The sequence below is a fragment of the Streptomyces sp. 3330 genome, assembly GCF_031456635.1.
Taxonomy (GTDB): Bacteria; Actinomycetota; Actinomycetes; order Streptomycetales; family Streptomycetaceae; genus Streptomyces.
This window is the reverse complement of record NZ_JAVDVA010000008.1, coordinates 164,602-184,783: the sequence shown is the minus strand read 5'-3', so window position 1 is coordinate 184,783 and position 20,182 is coordinate 164,602. Positions and strand designations below refer to the sequence as shown.

Annotated in this window: 19 protein-coding genes; 10 read left to right on the top strand and 9 right to left on the bottom strand. The window is 70.8% G+C overall.

The features are described from left to right. Positions 1-62 precede the first annotated feature (62 nt). From acs to J2X68_RS16180, 5 genes are all read left to right on the top strand, one after another. Positions 63-2,021 carry an acetate--CoA ligase gene (acs, locus tag J2X68_RS16200; RefSeq protein WP_310433239.1) on the top strand — a complete coding sequence of 653 codons (1,959 nt, stop codon included), beginning with the start codon at positions 63-65 and terminating at the stop codon, positions 2,019-2,021. A 171-nt stretch (positions 2,022-2,192) separates the two neighbouring features. Continuing rightward, positions 2,193-3,662, top strand: a complete 1,470-nt coding sequence (gene nhaA, locus J2X68_RS16195; RefSeq protein WP_310433238.1) for a Na+/H+ antiporter NhaA — start codon at positions 2,193-2,195, stop codon at positions 3,660-3,662. 98 nt (positions 3,663-3,760) lie between these two features. Then, complete coding sequence (locus J2X68_RS16190) at positions 3,761-4,249, top strand: phage holin family protein (RefSeq protein ID WP_310433237.1); 489 nt, start codon at positions 3,761-3,763, stop codon at positions 4,247-4,249. Then, positions 4,246-5,196, top strand: coding sequence for an alpha/beta hydrolase (locus tag J2X68_RS16185; RefSeq protein WP_310433236.1), 951 nt, complete (start codon positions 4,246-4,248; stop codon positions 5,194-5,196). The genes J2X68_RS16190 and J2X68_RS16185 overlap by 4 nt, the downstream gene beginning before the upstream one ends. Positions 5,197-5,323: 127 nt before the next feature. Beyond that, the gene (locus J2X68_RS16180; RefSeq protein ID WP_310433235.1) at positions 5,324-5,506 is read left to right on the top strand and encodes a hypothetical protein; all 183 of its coding nucleotides are present in this window, start codon (positions 5,324-5,326) and stop codon (positions 5,504-5,506) included. A gap of 77 nt (positions 5,507-5,583) precedes the next feature. On the opposite strand, the gene J2X68_RS16175 is transcribed toward J2X68_RS16180, so the two are convergent. From J2X68_RS16175 to nth, 3 genes are all read right to left on the bottom strand, one after another. Continuing rightward, entirely contained in the window at positions 5,584-6,783 is a 1,200-nt protein-coding gene (locus J2X68_RS16175; RefSeq protein WP_310433234.1) for a MarP family serine protease, read from the bottom strand. A 120-nt stretch (positions 6,784-6,903) separates the two neighbouring features. Then, positions 6,904-7,599: a CoA pyrophosphatase gene (locus J2X68_RS16170; protein ID WP_310433342.1), complete on the bottom strand. Its 696-nt coding sequence runs from the start codon at positions 7,597-7,599 to the stop codon at positions 6,904-6,906. 490 nt (positions 7,600-8,089) lie between these two features. Then, entirely contained in the window at positions 8,090-9,046 is a 957-nt protein-coding gene (nth, locus tag J2X68_RS16165) for an endonuclease III (RefSeq protein ID WP_310433233.1), read from the bottom strand. Between the two features lie 329 nt (positions 9,047-9,375). On the opposite strand from nth, the gene J2X68_RS16160 reads away from it, so the two are divergent. Both J2X68_RS16160 and J2X68_RS16155 read left to right on the top strand, forming a co-directional pair. Next, positions 9,376-10,050: a Crp/Fnr family transcriptional regulator gene (locus J2X68_RS16160; RefSeq protein ID WP_020129286.1), complete on the top strand. Its 675-nt coding sequence runs from the start codon at positions 9,376-9,378 to the stop codon at positions 10,048-10,050. Positions 10,051-10,114: 64 nt separating this feature from the next. Continuing rightward, on the top strand, positions 10,115-10,942 hold the full coding sequence (locus J2X68_RS16155; RefSeq protein ID WP_310433232.1) for a nucleotidyltransferase domain-containing protein: 828 nt from the start codon (positions 10,115-10,117) through the stop codon (positions 10,940-10,942). A 10-nt stretch (positions 10,943-10,952) separates the two neighbouring features. Here the strand turns inward: J2X68_RS16155 and J2X68_RS16150 are convergent, their stop codons facing one another. The 4 genes from J2X68_RS16150 to J2X68_RS16135 all read right to left on the bottom strand — a co-directional run bounded on the left by J2X68_RS16150 (position 10,953) and on the right by J2X68_RS16135 (position 13,786). After that, positions 10,953-11,795, bottom strand: a complete 843-nt coding sequence (locus J2X68_RS16150; RefSeq protein ID WP_310433231.1) for an MBL fold metallo-hydrolase — start codon at positions 11,793-11,795, stop codon at positions 10,953-10,955. Between the two features lie 175 nt (positions 11,796-11,970). After that, positions 11,971-12,939, bottom strand: a complete 969-nt coding sequence (locus J2X68_RS16145; protein ID WP_310433230.1) for an NUDIX hydrolase — start codon at positions 12,937-12,939, stop codon at positions 11,971-11,973. A 227-nt stretch (positions 12,940-13,166) separates the two neighbouring features. After that, on the bottom strand, positions 13,167-13,631 hold the full coding sequence (locus J2X68_RS16140) for a RidA family protein (RefSeq protein WP_310433229.1): 465 nt from the start codon (positions 13,629-13,631) through the stop codon (positions 13,167-13,169). Next, positions 13,628-13,786: a DUF4177 domain-containing protein gene (locus tag J2X68_RS16135; protein WP_020129281.1), complete on the bottom strand. Its 159-nt coding sequence runs from the start codon at positions 13,784-13,786 to the stop codon at positions 13,628-13,630. The genes J2X68_RS16140 and J2X68_RS16135 overlap by 4 nt, the downstream gene beginning before the upstream one ends. A gap of 119 nt (positions 13,787-13,905) precedes the next feature. On the opposite strand from J2X68_RS16135, the gene J2X68_RS16130 reads away from it, so the two are divergent. Then, positions 13,906-14,883: an ArsA-related P-loop ATPase gene (locus J2X68_RS16130; protein WP_310433228.1), complete on the top strand. Its 978-nt coding sequence runs from the start codon at positions 13,906-13,908 to the stop codon at positions 14,881-14,883. Further along, positions 14,880-16,298, top strand: coding sequence for an ArsA family ATPase (locus tag J2X68_RS16125; protein WP_310433227.1), 1,419 nt, complete (start codon positions 14,880-14,882; stop codon positions 16,296-16,298). The genes J2X68_RS16130 and J2X68_RS16125 overlap by 4 nt, the downstream gene beginning before the upstream one ends. Positions 16,299-16,312: 14 nt before the next feature. Here the strand turns inward: J2X68_RS16125 and wblA are convergent, their stop codons facing one another. Next, positions 16,313-16,651, bottom strand: a complete 339-nt coding sequence (gene wblA, locus J2X68_RS16120; RefSeq protein ID WP_062651442.1) for a transcriptional regulator WblA — start codon at positions 16,649-16,651, stop codon at positions 16,313-16,315. 406 nt (positions 16,652-17,057) lie between these two features. On the opposite strand from wblA, the gene J2X68_RS16115 reads away from it, so the two are divergent. Beyond that, on the top strand, positions 17,058-19,331 hold the full coding sequence (locus tag J2X68_RS16115; RefSeq protein WP_310433226.1) for a transglycosylase domain-containing protein: 2,274 nt from the start codon (positions 17,058-17,060) through the stop codon (positions 19,329-19,331). A gap of 308 nt (positions 19,332-19,639) precedes the next feature. Here the strand turns inward: J2X68_RS16115 and J2X68_RS16110 are convergent, their stop codons facing one another. Further along, positions 19,640-20,104, bottom strand: a complete 465-nt coding sequence (locus J2X68_RS16110) for a GatB/YqeY domain-containing protein (protein ID WP_057601204.1) — start codon at positions 20,102-20,104, stop codon at positions 19,640-19,642. Between the last annotated feature and the right edge of the window lie 78 nt (positions 20,105-20,182).

The following is a 20,182-nucleotide window of genomic DNA, read 5'->3' as shown; positions in this document are numbered from 1 at the left end:
GGGTCTGATGAGCTGTGGCCTGGGACACAACGGACACGGACACCCTTCGAGAGGGAGATGTCGTGAGCAACGAATCCTTGGCCAACCTGCTCAAGGAAGAACGCAGGTTCGCGCCGCCCGCCGATCTGGCGGCCGACGCCAACGTCACGGCGGAGGCGTACGAGCAGGCCAAGGCGGACAGGCTCGGCTTCTGGGCCGAGCAGGCCCGTCGCCTGACCTGGGCCAAGGAGCCGACCGAGACGCTGGACTGGTCGAACCCACCGTTCGCCAAGTGGTTCAAGGACGGCGAGCTCAACGTCGCCTACAACTGCGTCGACCGGCACGTGGAGGCAGGGCACGGGGACCGGGTCGCCATCCACTTCGAGGGCGAGCCGGGCGACAGCCGCGCCATCACCTACGCCGAGCTCAAGGACGAGGTGTCGAAGGCCGCCAACGCCCTGCTGGAGCTGGGCGTCCAGAAGGGCGACCGGGTCGCCGTCTACATGCCGATGATCCCCGAGACCGCCATCGCGATGCTGGCCTGCGCCCGGATCGGCGCCGCGCACTCCGTCGTCTTCGGCGGCTTCTCGGCGGACGCGCTGGCCACCCGTATCCAGGACGCCGACGCCAAGGTCGTCATCACGTCCGACGGCGGATACCGGCGCGGCAAGCCGTCCGCGCTGAAGCCCGCCGTCGACGACGCGGCCGACCGCGCGGGCAACGTCGAGCACGTGCTCGTCGTCCGGCGCACGGGCCAGGACGTCGCCTGGAACGGCGAGCGTGACGTGTGGTGGCACGAGATCGTCGAGCGTCAGTCGGCCGAGCACACGCCCGAGGCCTTCGAGGCCGAGCACCCATTGTTCATCCTCTACACCTCCGGCACCACGGGTAAGCCGAAGGGCATCCTGCACACCTCCGGCGGCTACCTCACGCAGACGGCGTTCACGCACCACGCGGTCTTCGACCTGAAGCCGGAGACCGACGTCTACTGGTGCACGGCGGACGTCGGCTGGGTCACCGGGCACTCGTACATCGTCTACGGGCCGCTGGCGAACGGCGCGACCCAGGTCATGTACGAGGGCACGCCCGACACCCCCCACCAGGGCCGCTTCTGGGAGATCATCCAGAAGTACGGAGTGACGATCCTGTACACGGCGCCGACCGCCATCCGGACGTTCATGAAGTGGGGCGACGACATCCCCGCGAAGTTCGATCTCAGCAGCCTGCGGGTGCTGGGCTCCGTCGGTGAGCCGATCAACCCCGAGGCCTGGATCTGGTACCGCAAGCACATCGGCGGCGACCGGACCCCCATCGTCGACACCTGGTGGCAGACCGAGACCGGCGCGATGATGATCTCGCCGCTGCCGGGCGTCACCGAGACCAAGCCCGGTTCGGCGCAGCGCCCGCTGCCCGGCATCTCCGCCACCGTCGTCGACGACGAGGCGAACGAGGTGCCCGACGGCGGCGGTGGCTACCTGGTCCTCACCGAGCCGTGGCCGTCGATGCTGCGCACGATCTGGGGCGACGACCAGCGGTTCCTCGACACCTACTGGGCCCGTTTCGAGGGCCGGTACTTCGCCGGCGACGGGGCGAAGAAGGACGACGACGGCGACATCTGGCTCCTCGGGCGGGTGGACGACGTGATGCTCGTGTCGGGCCACAACATCTCCACCACCGAGGTCGAGTCGGCGCTCGTGTCCCACCCGGCCGTCGCCGAGGCGGCCGTCGTCGGCGCGGCGGACGAGACGACCGGGCAGGCCATCGTCGCCTTCGTCATCCTGCGGGGCACGGCGAACGCCGAGGACGAGCAGCTCGTCGCCGACCTGCGCAACCACGTCGGCGCCACGCTCGGCCCGATCGCCAAGCCGAAGCGGATCATGCCGGTCGCGGAGCTGCCGAAGACGCGGTCCGGCAAGATCATGCGCCGGCTGCTGCGGGACGTCGCGGAGAACCGTCAGCTCGGGGACGTCACCACCCTGACGGACTCCACGGTCATGGATCTCATCCAGGCGAAGCTCCCGGCCGCGCCCAGCGAGGACTGAGCAGGTCGGACCAGGGCACCCGGCGGCAGCCGCGCCGGGTGCCCTTTTCGCACCTAACGTGGGGATCACCGGATTCCTCCCCGCGTACCTTAGGTAGACTAAACAAAAAGGTGCGCCGGGAAGTCTGGTCGGCATGTGTTCCGTGCTGCCCACCGACCGGAGGCCCCCACCGTGTCCGCGCCCCGCAACACCACCCCCCGCAAGGTCTTCGGACGTCTGTCCCTGCCCGAGCGGAACTTCGTCGCGGAGGCGCTGCGCACCGAGACCGTCGGCGGTGTGCTGCTGCTCGTCGCCGCCCTCGCGGCGCTGGTCTGGGCGAACGCCCCCGGGCTGCACGACAGCTACGAGAGCGTCAGCCACTTCCACCTCGGTCCCGAAGCCCTCGGGCTGAACCTCTCGATCGAGCACTGGGCGGCCGACGGACTGCTCGCGATCTTCTTCTTCGTCGCCGGCATCGAACTCAAGCGGGAACTCGTCGCCGGTGATCTCAAGGACCCCAGGGCCGCCGCGCTCCCCGTGGCGGCCGCGCTGTCCGGGATGGCCGTGCCCGCGCTCGTCTACACGCTCACCAACCTCAGCGGCGGGGGCTCGCTGGACGGTTGGGCGGTGCCCACGGCCACCGACATCGCGTTCGCCCTGGCAGTGCTCGCCGTCATCGGCACGTCCCTGCCGAGCGCGCTGCGCGCCTTCCTGCTCACCCTGGCGGTCGTCGACGACCTGTTCGCGATCCTGATCATCGCCGTCTTCTTCACGAGCTCCATCGACTTCGTGGCGCTGGGTGGCGCGGCCGTCGGTCTGCTGGTGTTCTGGCTGCTGCTGCGCAAGGGCGTGACCGGCTGGTACGTCTACGTCCCGCTCGCGCTCGTCATCTGGGCGCTGATGTACAACAGCGGCGTGCACGCCACGATCGCTGGGGTCGCGATGGGCCTGATGCTGCGCTGCACGAGGCGCGAGGGCGAGGAGCACTCCCCCGGCGAGCGCATCGAGCACCTTGTCCGGCCCCTCTCCGCAGGCCTCGCGGTGCCGCTGTTCGCCCTGTTCAGTGCCGGTGTGGCGATCTCGGGGAACGCGATCGGCGACGTGTTCGGCAAGCCGGAGACGCTCGGAGTCGTCCTCGGCCTGGTCGTCGGCAAGACGATCGGCATCTTCGGCGGGACCTGGCTGACCGCCCGCTTCACCCGGGCTTCGCTGAGCGAGGACCTCGCCTGGGCCGACGTCTTCGCCGTCGCGTCCCTCGCCGGCATCGGCTTCACCGTGTCGCTGCTGATCGGAGAGCTCGCCTTCGAGGGCGACGCGGTGCTGACCGACGAGGTCAAGGCCGCCGTGCTGCTGGGCTCGCTGATCGCGGCGACCCTCGCGACGGTCCTGCTCAAACTGCGCAACGCCGAGTACCGCCGGATGTGGGAGGCCGAGGAGCGCGACGACGACCTCGACGGCATCCCGGACGTGTACGAGGAGCACGACCCGGCCTACCACCTGCGGATGGCGGAGATCTACGACGGCAAGGCCGCCGAGCACCGCCGCCGGGCCGAGGAGATCGCCCGAGAGGCCGCCCGCGAGAACGGCCGCGAGGGGGCCGTCGAGGAGCCACGGGGCGAGCCCGGGGAGGGGCCGACACGCGCCACGGGCCTGCCGAAGTGACGGGCGGGGCAGGCGAGGAGGGCAACCGTCCGGCATGATCTGACGGGACGGTACAAAAGAAGCCAGAAGCAGCACAGCAGCAGGAGAGGGAGAACGCGATGAGCGCACCCGACGGCAGCCCGGTCGGCGCCGAACGCAGCATCGGCCAGCTGTTCGCCTCGGCGACGACCGAATTGTCGGCGCTGGTGCACGACGAGATCGCGCTGGCGAAGGCGCAGCTGAAGCAGGACGTCAAGCGCGGAGCGGCGAGCGGCGGGGCGTTCTCGGTCGCCGGCGCGGTCCTGCTGTTCTCCCTGCCGATGCTCAACTTCGCGCTGGCGTACGGCATTCGGACCTGGAGCGACTGGAACCTCGCGATCTGCTTCCTGCTCTCCTTCGCGGCGAACGTGCTGGTCGCGCTCGTCCTCGTCCTGATCGGCGTGGTCTTCGCGAAGAAGGCGCAGAAGGGCAAGGGCCCGCAGAAGGTCGCCGCGTCCATGAAGGAGTCGGCGGGCGTCCTGCAGAACGCCAAGCCGCACCCGCGGTCCGAGCTCCCGAAGGACCGGGTCCCGGAGGCCATCGAGGCTGTGGCACGCTCGTCGTCATGACGGACCCCGCCACTCCTCCGGCCCAGCCCGCTTCGGTCGTCCGGCCGGACGCCGTCTGCGGCGTCAAGGTCACCCACCGCGAGGTCGCCGCGAACGGCGCCCGCTTCCACATCGCCGAGCTCGGCGACGGTCCGCTGGTCATGCTCGTCCACGGCTTCCCGCAGTTCTGGTGGACGTGGCGGCACCAACTGGTCGCGCTGGCCGACGCGGGCTTCCGGGCCGTCGCGATGGACCTGCGGGGCGTGGGCGGCAGCGACCGTACGCCGCGCGGCTACGACCCGGCCAACCTCGCCCTCGACATCACCGGCGTGATCCGCTCCCTGGGCGAGCCCGACGCCGCGCTGGTCGGCCACGACCTGGGCGGCTACCTGGCGTGGACGGCGGCCGTGATGCGCCCCAAGCTCGTCCGCAGGCTCGCCGTCGCCTCGATGCCGCATCCCCGGCGCTGGCGCTCGGCGATGCTCGCCGACGCCCGGCAGACGACCGCGAGCTCCCACATCTGGGGGTTCCAGCGGCCGTGGATCCCCGAGCGGCAGCTCACCGCCGACGACGGCGAACTGGTGGGCCGCCTGATCCGTGACTGGTCCGGGCCGCGCCCGCCGGAGGACGAGGCGCTGCAGACCTATCAGCGCGCCATGTGCATCCCGTCCACCGCGCACTGCTCCGTCGAGCCGTACCGGTGGCTGGTGCGCTCGATGGCCCGGCCGGACGGCTTCCAGTTCTACCGGCGCATGAAGCGGCCCGTGCGCGTGCCCACGCTGCATCTGCACGGGTCCCTCGATCCGGTGATGCGCACCCGCAGCGCGGCCGGCTCCGGGGAGTACGTCGAAGCGCCGTACCGCTGGCGGCTGTTCGACGGGCTCGGCCACTTCCCGCACGAGGAGGATCCGGTCGCTTTCTCCACCGAACTGGTCAATTGGCTGAAGGATCCCGAGCCCGATCGGTGACCGAACGGTCGCGCCCGGCACCCACTCCTGAACATCTGTACGACGAACAGCCAAATGCCCGGCGCATAGGCCAATTGGCCGCTCCGAGCGCGGTTATCGACCTTGGGGCAGGGGCAGACGTCGGTGTATGGGCTGGACGCACGACTACAGTGATGCAGCACGCAACCGTCGCTCGGGCAGTGGCCTGAGCCCCCACCGACGAGGTGCCGACCCGCAACTGCCGGGCTCGGACCTCCGAGTGGGTATTCCGCGCATCCTGCGCCGCCGGGCCCGCTGGGTCTCGGTCCGCCTGCGTCATCCTCGAGGCTGACCCGGCGGAGCATCTCCGAGGGTCCCGCGGAGAGTTCTCTCCGCGGGGCTCCTGTGCGAGGCCCTCCCCGCGGCTCCTCAAAGAGCGCAGCTGTCGCTGTCCACCTGCTGGCCCGCGGTACGCCCCTCGGTGATGTCCTGCTGGATCTCGTCCGCGGTGAGGGCGTAGCCGGTCTCGGCGTCGTCGAGGGACTTCGCGAAGACCACGCCGTACACCTTGCCGTCGGTGGTGAGCAGCGGTCCTCCGGAGTTGCCCTGACGGACAGTCGTGAACAGCGAGTACACGTCGCGGCGCACGGTGGTGCGGTGGTAGATGTCCGGCCCGTTGGCTGTGATGCGCCCCCGCACCCGCGCGGCACGGACGTCGTACGACCCGTTCTCGGGGAACCCGGCGATGATCGCGTCGTCGCTGCTCACCGCGTCCTTGGTGGTGAACTGCAGGACGGGCGCGTCGAGATCGGGCACGTCCAGGACGGCGATGTCGCGCTTCCAGTCGTAGAGGACGACCGTGGCGTCGTACTTGCGGCCCTCACCGCCTATCTGGACGGTGGGTTCGTCGACGCCGCCCACAACGTGCGCGTTGGTCATGACGCGGCGCTCGCCGAAGACGAAGCCGGTGCCCTCCAGGACCTTGCCGCAGCTCTCGGCGGTGCCCATGACCTTGACGATGGAGCGCTGCGCGCGCTTGGCCACCGCGCTGTTCGCCAGGGCCGGGTCGGGCGGCTGGACGTCGGTGATCGGCTCGTTGGAGAACGGGCTGAAGACCTGCGGGAAGCCGTTCTGCGCGAGGACGGAGGAGAAGTCGGCGAACCAGGTGTCGGCCTGGTCGGGCAGCGCGTCGGAGACCCCGTGCAGCACCTTGGAGCTGCGGACCTCCTTGCCCAGCGTGGGCAGGGTGGTGCCGGCCAGGGCGGATCCGATCAGCCACGCCACCAGCAGCATCGCCACGACGTTGACCAGCGCTCCGCCGGTCGCGTCCAGCGCGCGGGCCGGGGACCAGGTGATGTAGCGGCGCAGCTTGTTGCCCAGGTGGGTGGTGAGGGCCTGGCCGATCGACGCGCAGACGATCACAACGATGACCGCGACGACGGCGGCCGTGGTGCTCACCTCGGAGTTGTCGGTCAGCGCGTCCCAGATCACGGGCAGCAGGTAGACGGCGACGAGGCCGCCCCCCAGGAAACCGATCACCGACAGGATGCCGACGACGAAGCCCTGGCGGTAGCCGACGACCGCGAACCAGACGGCCGCGACCAGCAACAGGATGTCCAGCACGTTCACCGCTTCGCGCCTCGCCTCATCAATTCGCGGTCACCACAGGTCGGCCGGGGGTCCGACCCGCCGCGAAGCGGCGATGGGGCAGAGCTTGCCCCCGGCAGACACAGCACGGTGGACACCCTGTCATGACCGCCAGTCGAGCGGGACCTGCTTCTCGCGGTCCCAGGGGTGCTCCCAGCCCGCGAAGTGCAGCAGGCGGTCGATCACACCGGCCGTGAAGCCCCACACAAGGGCGGATTCGACCAGAAACGCCGGACCGCGGTGACCGCTGGGGTGCACGGTCATGGCGCGGTTCTCCGCGTTCGTGAGATCCGCCACGGGAACCGTGAAGACGCGGGCCGTCTCCGCCGGATCGACGACGCCGACCGGGCTCGGCTCGCGCCACCAGCCCAGGACGGGGGTCACGACGAAACCGCTGACCGGGATGTACAGCTTGGGCAGCACACCGAAGAGCTGGACGCCGGCCGGATCGAGGCCGGTCTCCTCCTCGGCCTCGCGCAGGGCGGCCCGCAGCGGCCCGTCGCCGTGCGGGTCGCCGTCCTCCGGGTCGAGGGCGCCGCCCGGGAAGGAGGGCTGGCCCGCGTGGGAACGCAGGGAGCTGGCGCGCTCCATGAGCAGCAGCTCGGGGCCGCGCTCACCCTCGCCGAACAGGATCAGGACGGCCGACTGGCGACCCGCGCCGTTCTCCGGGGGCAGGAAGCGGCTGAGCTGGAGCGGCTTGACCGTCTCCACGGCGTGCACCACCGGGTCCAGCCAGGCGGGCAGGCCCTCTTTGCTGAGCGTCACCGCACCGCCCTGCGTGTTGCTCGCGCGTGTCATCGCCGCACCACCCCCCGTTCTGCCCTGTCCAACGCCCGGGAACCGACAGATCGTTCCGCGAGCCGTCCCCCGAGCGTGCGTGTCCGTGTCCTGTGGCTCGCACGTGCCGTGCGGGTCGCGCATGGCCTCCATGCCGTGCGGGTCGCGCATGGTCTCCATGCCGCGCATGGCGTGCATGCCGTGCGGGTCGCGCATGGCGTGCATGCCGTGCGGGTCGCGCATGCCGTGCGGGTCGCACGCACCCTGCCGGTCGTCATGGTCGTACGCGTCGTACGTGTGCTCCGGGTCGCGGGTGTCGCGCGCAGACATGAGGCGTGCCGCCCCGCGCCGGCCGGCCGTCCCGCGTCGGCCCGTGCAGCCCGTTCGTTCCGTTCCACCCGTACCGCCCGTTCCGCGCGGACCGCCCGGGCATCCCGTTCGGCCCGTGCCGCACAGGCGTCCCGTCCGGCCCGCGCGGCCCGTTCGGTCCGGGCCGCCGTCAGCCCTTCCGTCATCCGGCCCCCAGCGGCGGGGCGGGACGGCCGCCCGCGTCCAGGTAGGACTGAGGCGGCTTCAGGCGCTGGCCGGGGAAGCCGCCCTTCTCGTACTTCAGGAGCTTCTTCGCCTTCTCCGGGTCCGTCTCGCCCTCGCCGTACGCCGGGCAGAGCGGCGCGATGGGGCAGGCGCCGCAGGCGGGCTTGCGGGCGTGGCAGATGCGGCGGCCGTGGAAGATCACATGGTGCGAGAGCATCGTCCAGTCGCTCTTGGGGAAGAGCGCGCCGACGGCCGCCTCGATCTTGTCGGGCTCCGTCGCCTCGGTCCACTGCCAGCGCCGTACGAGCCGCTGGAAGTGCGTGTCCACGGTGATCCCGGGCCGGCCGAACGCGTTCCCCAGCACCACGAAGGCCGTCTTGCGGCCGACGCCGGGCAGCTTGACCAGGTCCTCCAGGCGCCCGGGGACCTCTCCGCCGAACTCCTCCACCAGCGCCTTGGAGAGACCCATCACCGACTTGGTCTTGGCGCGGAAGAAGCCGGTGGGACGGAGGATCTCCTCGACCTCCTCCGGGTCGGCGGCGGCCAGATCCTCGGGGGTGGGGTACTTGGCGAAGAGGGCCGGGGTCGTCTGGTTCACCCGGAGGTCGGTGGTCTGGGCGGACAGGACCGTGGCGACCACCAGCTGGAAGGGGTTCTCGAAGTCCAGCTCGGGGTGGGCGTAGGGGTAGATCTCGGCAAGCTCGCGATTGATGCGCCGGGCGCGCCGGACGAGAGCGGTGTGCGACTCGGGCTTCTTGACGACGGCGCCCTTGTTGCCGGAAGTCTTGCTCCGGGAAGTCTTGCTCCCGGAACCCTTTTTCACGGGCTGCTCGCTCACGGTGTCCTTGTCTGCGGAGTCCTTGGCCGCGATGCGCTCGGCCGCGACCTTCTTGACGGCCGTCTTCCCGCTGTCGGCCGCTTTCTTCGCAGGCATTTCGTTTGTCACCTTTGCCGTTTTCCTACCACGACCGGGGTCCTGTTCGCCCACAGCGGAAACGCGACGTACAACCACCCGCCCAGCCCCCTTGGCCTGTGCTCTCACCGGCGATTTGGACACTCGGCCAGCCTAAAGCCCGGCACGGACATCCGCCCCGGACCCTGAAGATCGGCCCCCAATTGGACCCCTGCCGCTTACCTCGGGACACGTGTGCGGCATCCTTGTGACAGATCACACTGTTTGGACCGTCCAGCAAAATGGGGAACACGGTCCCCTGGTAAGCGGGGGAGCAAGATCCCCTGAGCAGGTCGACAAGGAGAGAACTCGTGGACGACGTTCTGCGGCGCAACCCGCTCTTCGCGGCACTCGACGACGAGCAGGCCGCGGAACTGCGCGCCTCCATGAGCGAGGTGACCCTGGCCCGTGGCGACTCCCTTTTCCACGAGGGCGACCCGGGCGACCGGCTCTACGTCGTCACCGAGGGCAAGGTCAAGCTCCACCGCACATCCCCGGACGGCCGGGAGAACATGCTGGCCGTGGTCGGTCCCAGCGAGCTCATCGGTGAGCTGTCGCTCTTCGACCCGGGCCCGCGCACGGCGACGGCCACCGCCCTCACCGAGGTCAAGCTCCTCGGCCTCGGCCACGGCGACCTCCAGCCCTGGCTGAACGCCCGGCCCGAGGTGGCCACCGCGCTGCTGCGCGCCGTCGCCCGGCGCCTGCGCAAGACCAACGACGCCATGTCCGACCTGGTCTTCTCCGACGTCCCCGGCCGCGTGGCCCGCGCCCTGCTGGACCTCTCGCGCCGCTTCGGCGTGCAGTCCGAAGAGGGCATCCACGTCGTCCACGACCTGACGCAGGAGGAGCTGGCCCAGCTCGTCGGCGCGTCGCGCGAGACCGTGAACAAGGCGCTGGCGGACTTCGCCCAGCGCGGCTGGCTGCGCCTGGAGGCGCGGGCGGTCATCCTGCTGGACGTGGAGCGACTGGCCAAGCGGTCGCGCTAGGCGCCTGCTGGACGAGGGGGAGACCGATCGGGGTGACCGGCGTTCTGGTCGGCACAGTGCTCCCATGACGGGAACGGTCTCCTCCCGAGGTCTCGACTCCCACGGGCACATCGCCCGCGAGGGCTCCCTCGCGGGCGTGGCGGATGCTTTTCGGCCCGTCGTCGCGGCGGCACGGGACCGGATCCCGGGCGTCTTCGGCACTCGGCTGCACAGCGCGTACCTCTACGGATCGATCCCGCGCGGCACCGCGCGCGTGGGCCGCAGCGATCTGGACCTTCTGGTGGTCCTGCGCGAGGAGCCGGCCGACCCGGACCGGGCCGCCGCCCGTGCGCTCGACGAGGCCCTCGACCGGGATTTCCCGCAGATCGACGGCGGCGGCACGCTGCTGGTCGGCCACGCGCGCGTGCTGAGCGACCTGGAGAGGCACGACCTGGGATGGTTCCTGGCGTGCCTGTGCACGCCGCTGCTCGGAGAAGACCTCGCCGCGCACCTCCCCCGCTACCGCCCGGACACGCTGCTCGCGCGCGAGACCAACGGCGACCTCGCCCTGCTCCTGCCGCGCTGGCGCGCTCGCATCGCCGCCGCGGAGGACTCCGAGGAGGCCCTGCGGCCCCTCGTCCGGTTCATGTCCCGCCACCTCGTGCGCACCGCGTTCACGCTCGTCATGCCCCGCTGGAACGGCTGGACGAGCGACCTGCGCGAGATGGCGGAGGCCTTCGGCGCCTCCTACCCGCGGCGCGCGGAGCAGCTGCGGGCGGCGGCCGTCCTCGGGTACGAGCCCAGCGGCAGCCGGGCCGTCCTCTCGTCCTACGTCGACGATCTCGGCCCCTGGCTGGCCGCCGAGTACACGCGCGTGCACGGCGTGAAGGCCGCCAGGCCGGACGGGCCGTGACCGACGGACCTTACGCCGGTCCCTGGATGAGCCCGTGCTCCCTCAGGTACTCCATCTGCGCCCGCACGGACAGTTCCGCGGCGGGCCACAGGGAGCGGTCGACGTCGGCGTACACGTGGGCGACGACCTCGGCGGGGGTGCGGTAGCCGTTCTCGACGGCCGTCTCGACCTGGGCGAGGCGATGGGCGCGATGGGCGAGGTAGAACTCCACGACGCCCTGCGCGTCGTCCAGGACCGGTCCGTGGCCCGGCAGGACGGTGTGGACGCCGTCGTCGACCGTGAGGGACCTGAGCCGCCGCAGGGAGTCCAGGTAGTCACCCAGACGGCCGTCGGGATGCGCGACGACGGTCGTGCCCCGGCCGAGGACCGTGTCGCCCGTCAGCACGGCCCGGTCGGCCGGGAGGTGGAAGCAGAGGGAGTCGGCGGTGTGGCCGGGCGTCGGGACGACCCGTAGCTCCAGGCCGCCCACGGTGATCACGTTCCCGGCGGCCAGGCCCTCCTCGCCGAGCCGCAGCGCCGGGTCCAGGGCCCGCACCTTCGTGCCGGTCAGCCCGGCGAAGCGGACGGCGCCCTCGGCGTGGTCGGGGTGGCCGTGCGTCAGCAGGGTCAGGGCGACGCGCTTGCCCGCCCGCTCGGCGGTGTCGACGACCGCGCGCAGATGGCCGTCGTCCAGCGGGCCCGGGTCGATGACGACCGCCAGGTCGGAGTCGGGCTCGGAGACGATCCAGGTGTTCGTGCCGTCCAGGGTCATCGCGGAGGCGTTCGGCGCGAGGACGTTGACCGCGCGCGCGGTGGCCGGGCCGGAGAGGACCCCGCCTCGCGGCTGGCCGGGGAGAGCGGCTGCGTCGGTCATGCGGAGGGGCCTTCCCTAGGGCTGGGCGGAACGTCATCCCGGCGGCGGACGGCCGGCGCGGCGCATCCGGACGCTCCGGGCGGCATGAGGAGCGCGAGGAGCCGGCTGGAGACCCGTCCTGCGCCGGGCGGCCGGCTCCGAGGACCGCTCGCGCCCGTCCGCCCGCGGACGACCGTCATGCGGGGCCCCCGGGCGTCGCGCCGGTCGCGCCGGTCGCGCCGGTCGAGTCGGTCGAGTCGGTCGCGCCGACCACGGCAGCCGCCTCGGCCGCTCCGGCCGCTCCGGTCGCTCCGGTCGGGATGTGCTTGGTGAACTCGTCGTGCCCGGGCCACGACAGCACGACCTCGCCCTCCTCCAGGCGGGCCTGCGCCAGGACGGGCGTCAGGTCGCGGTCGGGGGCGGCGGCGAGGGCCTCGGCGGCCGTGGTGTACGGGACGAGCCGGCGCAAGGTCGCGACGGTGGGCGGCATCATCAGCAGCTCGCCCTTGTCGTACCCGGCCGCCGCGTCCGCCGGGCGGATCCACACCGTGCGGTCGGCCTCGGTGGAGGCGTTGCGGGTGCGCTGCCCGTCGGGGAGCGCGGCCACGAAGAACCAGGTGTCGTAGCGGCGGGACTCGAACTCCGGGGTGATCCAACGCGTCCACGCGCCGAGCAGGTCGGAACGCAGGACCAGGCCGCGACGGTCGAGGAACTCGGCGAAGGACAGTTCCCGGGCTGCCACCGCGGCCCGGTCGGTCTCCCAGTCGGCGCCCGTGGTGTCACCGACGACGGAGTCGGGCGTCGGCCCCGCGAGCAGGACGCCGGCCTCCTCGTAGGTCTCGCGTACGGCCGCGCAGACGATCGCCTGGGCCGCCGTCTCGTCGACGCCGAGCCGCTCGGCCCACCACGCGCGCGTGGGGCCCGCCCAGCGGACGTGCAGGTCGTCGTCGCGCGGGTCGACGCCGCCGCCCGGATAGGCGTACGCGCCTCCGGCGAAGGCCATGGAGGCGCGTCTGCGCAGCATGTGGACGACAGGGCCGCCGTCGGTGTCCTTCAGGAGCATGACGGTGGCCGCGCGCTTCGGGACGACCGGGGTGAGAGTGCCGGCCGCGAGCGCGCGGATGCGTTCCGGCCAGTCCTGGGGAAACCACTGCCCATTCGCCATGGGCGCGAGGCTATCCCGTGGTGCGCGAATGTTCGAGAGGTCCCCGAGGTCAGAGCGTCCGCGGGAGGCTCCGGGGACGCCCGCGGGAGGCCGGTGGGGCCCCCGCGAGAGACGTCCGCAAGGCACCTACAGGGCGAAGGCGCCCACGGGACGGAAACGACCACCGGACGGCGACGGGACAGCGCCCGCCGGGCAGCCGCCGGACGGCGGCTGCGGAACAGGAGCGGCTACGGAACGAGCTCCACCTGGATCTCGACCTCGACGGGCGCGTCCAGCGGCAGCACCGCGACGCCCACGGCACTGCGCGCGTGCACGCCCTTGTCGCCGAGGACCTCGCCCAGCAGCTCGCTCGCGCCGTTGAGGACGGCGGGCTGGCCGGTGAAGTCCGACGCCGACGCCACGAAGCCCACGACCTTCACGACGCGCGCGATGCGGTCCAGGTCGCCCGCGACCGACTTGACGGCGGCCAGGGCGTTCAGCGCGCAGGTGCGGGCCAGCTCCTTGGCCTCCTCGGGCGTGACCTCGGCGCCCACCTTGCCGGTGATCGGCAGCTTGCCGTCCACCATGGGCAGCTGGCCGGCCGTGTACACGTACGGGCCGGACTGCACGGCAGGCTGGTAGGCCGCGAGGGGCGGCACGACCGCCGGCAGGGTCAGCCCCAGCTCGGTGAGCCTCGCCTCGACCGCGCTCACGCCTTCGCCCGCTTGAGGTAGGCGACGAGCTGCTCCGGGTTGTTCGGCCCGGGCACGACCTGGACGAGCTCCCAGCCGTCCTCGCCCCAGGTGTCCAGAATCTGCTTCGTTGCGTGGACGAGCAGCGGCACGGTTGCGTATTCCCACTTGGTCATGGGCCGACTGTATCCGCTGTCGCCGGAGGCCCCGTTCCACAGGCCATGTGGCCGATATCGCCCCCCCTTGTCCACAGCCTCCCGATTGCCTCGGGCGTCGAATGGTTACGCTCGAAGACGTGAGCAGGCTTCAGGTCGTCAGCGGCAAGGGCGGGACCGGCAAGACGACGGTCGCCGCCGCCCTCGCGCTGGCCCTCGCCACGGCGGGGAAGCGGACGCTTCTCGTCGAGGTGGAGGGCCGGCAGGGCATCGCACAGCTCTTCGAGACACAGGCGTTGCCCTATGAGGAACGCAAGATCGCCGTCGCCTCGGGGGGCGGTGAGGTGTACGCACTGGCCATCGACCCCGAACTGGCCCTTCTGGACTACCTCCAGATGTTCTACAAACTCGGAGGCGCCGGACGGGCTCTGAAGAAGCTCGGCGCCATCGACTTCGCCACCACCATCGCGCCCGGTCTGAGGGACGTCCTCCTCACCGGCAAGGCGTGCGAGGCGGTACGGCGCAAGGACAAGAACGGGCGGTTCGTGTACGACTACGTCGTCATGGACGCCCCGCCCACGGGACGCATCACCCGCTTCCTGAACGTCAACGACGAGGTCGCCGGGCTGGCCCGGATCGGCCCGATACACAATCAGGCACAGGCCGTGATGCGCGTGCTGAAGTCGCCGGAGACGGCCGTGCACCTGGTGACGCTGCTCGAGGAGATGCCCGTCCAGGAGACCGCCGACGGCATCGCCGAGCTTCGGGCGGCGAAGCTGCCGGTGGGGCGGGTCATCGTCAACATGGTGCGCCCCGAGGTGCTGGACGAGACCGGGCTGGAACTCTTGCGGGCCGTGACCCGTTCTTCCGTCGCCCGGTCACTGTCCGCCGCCGGGCTCGGCGGGGCGCGGCGCGGGGGGCACGCCGAGCGGCTGGTGGATCCGCTCCTCCAGCAGGCCGAGGAGTACGCCGAGCGGTACGCGCTGGAGCACGAGCAGCGCGCGGTCCTCGGCGAGCTCGATCTGCCGCTGCACGAACTGCCGTTGCTCGCCGAGGGCATGGACCTCGCGGGGCTGTACCAGCTCGCCAACGAACTGCGGAAGCAGGGAATCGCATGAGTCCGGACCAGGCCGACGACCAGGGAAGCACCCGGCGCCGTCTCTCCCCCGCGCCCGTGCTGGACCTCGATCCGCTGCTCGACGACCCGGCGACCCGCATCGTGGTGTGCTGCGGCTCCGGCGGCGTCGGCAAGACGACCACCGCGGCGGCGCTCGGGCTCAGGGCGGCCGAGCGGGGCCGCAAGGTGGTGGTCCTCACCATCGACCCGGCCCGCCGGCTCGCCCAGTCCATGGGCATCGACTCGCTGGACAACACCCCGCGTCGCGTCAAGGGCGTCGAGGGGGACGGCGAGCTGCACGCCATGATGCTCGACATGAAGCGCACCTTCGACGAGATCGTCGAGGCGCACGCGGACGGCGACCGGGCGGCCGCGATCCTGGGCAACCCGTTCTACCAGTCGCTCTCGGCGGGCTTCGCGGGCACGCAGGAGTACATGGCGATGGAGAAGCTGGGCCAGCTGCGCGCGCGGGACGAGTGGGACCTGATCGTCGTCGACACACCGCCGTCCCGCTCGGCGCTGGACTTCCTGGACGCGCCGAAGCGGCTCGGGTCGTTCTTGGACGGCAAACTCATCCGCGTCCTGCTCGCGCCCGCCAAGGTCGGCGGCCGCGCGGGAATGAAGTTCCTGAACGTCGGGATGTCGATGATGACCGGCGCGCTCGGCAAGGTGCTCGGCGGGCAGTTGCTGAAGGACGTGCAGACGTTCGTCGCGGCGATGGACTCGATGTTCGGCGGCTTCCGCACGCGCGCGGACGCCACGTACAAGCTGCTCCAGGCGCCCGGCACGGCGTTCCTTGTGGTGGCGGCTCCCGAGCGGGACGCGCTGCGGGAGGCCGCGTACTTCGTCGAGCGGCTGGCCGCCGAGGACATGCCGCTGGCCGGCCTGGTGCTGAACCGCGTGCACGGCAGCGGCGCCGCGCAGCTGTCCGCGGAGCGGGCGCTCGCCGCTGCGGAGAACCTCGACCTGTCCCATGCCCGCGCGGCGGAAAATCTTGAAGAGCCCCGCATTGTGGATCAGGACGGCGGGAAAGCTGGTCTTCGTAACTCTCCCGACACGTACGGCAGTTCAGAATCTCCCGCAGCCGATCCGGAGCGCGACGCCCCCACCGGCGCGAACCGGCCCACGGCCACCGACACGGACCGGACAGCGACCGCCGACGCGAACACCGGCACGGACGCGGACCGGACCGTGGACGACCTCACCGCAGGCCTGCTGAGGCTGCACGCGGAACGCATGCACCTGCTCTCCCGCGAGCAGCGCACGCGAGACCGCTTCACCGCACTGCACCCCGAGGTGGCGGTGTCCGAAGTGGCCGCGCTGCCCGGCGATGTACACGACCTCACGGGGCTGCGGGACATCGGGAACCGGCTCGCGACCAACCGGCCGGAGCTGCCCGAGGCTGCCGACGCCTGAGCCGAGGGTTCTCCTCAGCCCACCGCCGCGTAGTTCTCGTAGATCTGGTCGTCGTCGAGCGGCAGGATGCCGGCCCCACGCTCGTACTCCGAACGCGCCGTCTCCAGGAGGCGGCGCCAGGAGGTCACAGTCGGACGCCTGCGCAGCAGTGCGCGGCGCTCGCGCTCGGTCATGCCTCCCCACACGCCGAACTCGACGCGGTTGTCGAGCGCGTCGGCCAGGCATTCGGTGCGTACCGGACATCCGGTGCACACCGCCTTGGCCCTGTTCTGCGCTGCTCCCTGAACGAACAGTTCATCCGGATCGGTAGTGCGGCAGGCAGCCTGCGCACTCCAGTCGGTTACCCAGCCCATACCGGCGCCGTCCTCTCCCGAATCGAGGCTCCCCCACGGCGGCAGCGGCATATTCACCGCCGCCAGTTGAGGACGTTACGGAAGGTGGGCACAGCGCAACACCCCCTTCGGGCCCAATCTTGAATGGCCCGAACGGACTATGCGTAAGCGGCAGATCACCCGGGGGAGTGAGCCCGCGACATATGCGACTTTCCCGGCAACCGGGACAGTTCAGTTGAGTCACAACGGACGCCTGGTGACACACAAGGCGGATTCGGACACGTCCCCACCAGAAAGCCGGGGAACCTCCGGAACGATTCGGGGTCGTCGGACGTATTGATACGTAGTCCTGCTGCTGTGACAGTTGAGAGCAGCTTAGGCCAAGGCATTGACGCGTGTCCGGCGAATGAGAACGTAGGCTGCCCTCATGCCAAAGAAGCGCTCGGGCGGTGGTCTGTCGCCAACGCAGCAGGCCGCCAAGTTCCTCGGTGTCAGTGTGCTCGCGGGAGCCGTGCTGGCCGGTATCGCCCTGCCCGCCTTCGGCGCGCTGGGCCTCGCCGCCAAGGGGTCGGTGGAGTCGTTCGACGAACTCCCGGCCAACCTCAAGACGCCCCCGCTGAGCCAGCGCACCACGATCCTCGACGCCGAAGGCGGCCAGATCGCCACGGTCTACTCGCGGGACCGCACGGTGGTCGATCTCAAGAACATCTCGCCGTACATGCAGAAGGCGATCGTCGCGATCGAGGACTCGCGCTTCTACGAGCACGGGGCGATCGACCTGAAGGGCGTCCTGCGCGCGCTCAACAAGAACGTGCAGAGCAGCGGGGTCTCCCAGGGCGCCTCGACGCTCACCCAGCAGTACGTGAAGAACGTCTTCGTGGAGGAGGCCGGCGACGACCCGACGAAGGTCGCCCAGGCCACCCAGCAGACCATCGGCCGCAAGATCAAGGAGCTGAAGTACGCGATCCAGGTCGAGGAGGAGCTCGGCAAGAAGAAGATCCTCGAGAACTACCTGAACATCACGTTCTTCGGTGAGCAGGCCTACGGCGTCGAGGCGGCCGCCCAGCGCTACTTCTCCACCCACGCCAAGGACCTCACCCTCCCCCAGGCGGCGCTGCTGGCCGGCATCGTCCAGTCCCCGTCCCTCTACGACCCGGTCAAGGACGACGTCACAGCCACCAACCGCCGCAACGTCGTCCTGAAGCGCATGGCGGAGGTCGGCGACATCACCCAGGCCGAGGCCGCCAAGGCGCAGCAGGCCCCGCTGGGCCTGAAGGTCACCCAGCCCAAGAACGGCTGCATCACCGCCGTCCAGGGCGCGAGCTTCTTCTGCAAGTACGTGGAGCGCGTCTTCCTCAGCGACCCGGTCTTCGGCAAGACCAAGGAGGAGCGGGCGAAGGTCTGGAACCAGGGCGGCCTGACGATCCGGACGACGCTCGAGCCGCAGGCCCAGAAGTCGGTCCAGGACTCGCTCAAGGACCACGTCTACAAGTCGGACAAGGTCGCCGCGGCCGCCACGCTGGTCGAGCCCGGCACCGGCAAGATCCTCGGCATGGGCCAGTCGAAGCCGTACGGCTACGGCAAGAACGAGACCGAGTACAACTACTCCGTCAACGCCTCCATGGGCGGCTCGAACTACGGCTTCCCGACCGGCTCGACCTTCAAGCCGTTCGTGGCCGCGGCCGCGCTGGAGGAGGGCCGCCCGGCCAACCAGAGCTACCCGGCGCCGTACGAGATGCCGTACCCGGACACCGTCCAGACGTGCAGCAGCAAGCCGTGGACCAACGAGGGCAACGACAAGCTGGAGAACGAGAGCGAGTCCGAGAAGGGCCCGTACCAGCTGAAGAAGGCCATGGAGCTCTCGGTCAACACCTACTTCGTGCAGATGCTCGCCGACATCGGCATGTGCCCCGTGGTGAAGATGACCGACAAGCTGGGCGTCGTCCAGGGCAACGGCGACAAGGTCCCCGAGGTGCCCTCGTCGATGACCCTCGGCTCCACCGGCCTGTCCCCCCTGACGATGGCGAGCGCGTACGCGGCCTTCGCCAGCCGGGGCATGTACTGCACCCCGGTCGCGATCGAGTCGATCACCCAGACCGTGGGCGGCACCAAGAAGTCGCTGGAGGTGCCGAAGTCGACCTGCTCGCGCGCCATGAGCGAGAAGACCGCGGACACCGTCAACACGCTGCTCAGCGGTGTGACCGACTCCGGCACCGGCCAGCAGGCGGGCCTGACCGGCCGCGCCAACGCCGGTAAGACGGGTACGACGGACTCCCGCAAGAACGCCTGGTTCGTCGGCTACACCCCGAACCTCGCGGGCGCCGTCTGGGTCGGCAGCGCCACCCAGAAGGTCGAGATGACCAACATCACCATCGGTGGCGTCTACCACTCCCAGGTCTACGGCGGCGACACCCCGGGCCCGATCTGGCGCGACGCCATGACCGGCGCGCTGGAGGGCAAGGAAGCCCCGTCCTTCAACCTCGTCAACATCCCGAACCCGCCGGACAAGGACCGCGGCAACGAGAACGACGACGGTGGCAACGGGGACGACAACGGCGACAACGGGAACGACGACGGCTTCCTCACCGGTCTGCTCACCAACGGCACGACGAACGGCGGCAACTCCACCGGCGGCAACGACGGAGGCACCTTCTTCCAGGGCCAGAGCAACGGCAACGGAAACGGCGGCGGACGCGGCTGACACCGCGCACACGGTCCGGCCGCCCGGTCCCCGCAGACCGGCGACATGACGAACGGCCCCCGCTTCTCGTACGGGAACTCTTCTCGTACGGAGAGGCGGGGGCCGTTCGTCATGCAGAGCCGTGCTGGGCGGTGCGGTGCCGTACGGGGACGGGGTGGTGGCCCTGGCGGTCGGTGGCCCTGCCGGGGGCGGGGGCCTGCCGCGGCCGTCAGACGACCGGGGGCGCGAGTGGCCACCGTCGCCGCCAAGGCCACGGTGGCCGTCGCCCATGGCCGTCAGACGGCCACACGGGCGGTGCCGGGCCGTCGTCAGCCCGCGAGCAGCTTCTTGACGACCGCGGCGACGCGGCCGCCCTCGGCCAGTCCGGCCACCTTCGGGTTCACGATCTTCATGACGGCGCCCATCGCCCGCGGCCCCTCGGCGCCGGCCGCCTTGGCCTCGGCGACGGCCTGGGCGACGATGTCGTTCAGCTCCTCCTCGCTGAGCTGCTTGGGCAGGTAGGTGGCGAGCAGCTCGCCCTCCGCCTTCTCCCGCTCGGCCGACTCGGCCCGCCCACCCTGCGCGAAGGCGTCCGCCGCCTCGCGGCGCTTCTTCGCCTCCTTGGTGATCACCTTGAGGACCTCGTCGTCGGAGAGCTCGCGCTTCTCCTTGCCCGCGACCTCCTCCTTGGTGATCGCGGTGAGCGTGAGCCGGAGCGTCGAGGAGCGGAGCTCGTCGCGCTCCTTGATAGCGGCGTTGAGGTCTTCCTGCAGCTTCGACTTGAGCGTGGTCATGGGGTTGATTGTCGCAGGTGTCGGCGGCCGTACGCCCGCCGATTTAAGGGGCGGCGGGGCATGGGCTGTTGGCGGCGT

Excerpts from the sequence above, each read along its gene's own strand:
- J2X68_RS16190 (WP_310433237.1), top strand. The coding sequence starts at position 3,761 with ATGAGCGCACCCGACGGCAGCCCGGTCGGCGCCGAACGCAGCATCGGC.
- J2X68_RS16185 (WP_310433236.1), top strand. The coding sequence starts at position 4,246 with ATGACGGACCCCGCCACTCCTCCGGCCCAGCCCGCTTCGGTCGTCCGG.
- J2X68_RS16180 (WP_310433235.1), top strand. The coding sequence starts at position 5,324 with ATGGGCTGGACGCACGACTACAGTGATGCAGCACGCAACCGTCGCTCG.
- J2X68_RS16170 (WP_310433342.1), bottom strand. The coding sequence starts at position 7,599 with ATGACACGCGCGAGCAACACGCAGGGCGGTGCGGTGACGCTCAGCAAA.
- nth (WP_310433233.1), bottom strand. The coding sequence starts at position 9,046 with ATGCCTGCGAAGAAAGCGGCCGACAGCGGGAAGACGGCCGTCAAGAAG.
- J2X68_RS16155 (WP_310433232.1), top strand. The coding sequence starts at position 10,115 with ATGACGGGAACGGTCTCCTCCCGAGGTCTCGACTCCCACGGGCACATC.
- J2X68_RS16150 (WP_310433231.1), bottom strand. The coding sequence starts at position 11,795 with ATGACCGACGCAGCCGCTCTCCCCGGCCAGCCGCGAGGCGGGGTCCTC.
- J2X68_RS16145 (WP_310433230.1), bottom strand. The coding sequence starts at position 12,939 with ATGGCGAATGGGCAGTGGTTTCCCCAGGACTGGCCGGAACGCATCCGC.
- J2X68_RS16135 (WP_020129281.1), bottom strand. The coding sequence starts at position 13,786 with ATGACCAAGTGGGAATACGCAACCGTGCCGCTGCTCGTCCACGCAACG.
- J2X68_RS16125 (WP_310433227.1), top strand. The coding sequence starts at position 14,880 with ATGAGTCCGGACCAGGCCGACGACCAGGGAAGCACCCGGCGCCGTCTC.
- wblA (WP_062651442.1), bottom strand. The coding sequence starts at position 16,651 with ATGGGCTGGGTAACCGACTGGAGTGCGCAGGCTGCCTGCCGCACTACC.
- J2X68_RS16115 (WP_310433226.1), top strand. The coding sequence starts at position 17,058 with ATGCCAAAGAAGCGCTCGGGCGGTGGTCTGTCGCCAACGCAGCAGGCC.
- J2X68_RS16110 (WP_057601204.1), bottom strand. The coding sequence starts at position 20,104 with ATGACCACGCTCAAGTCGAAGCTGCAGGAAGACCTCAACGCCGCTATC.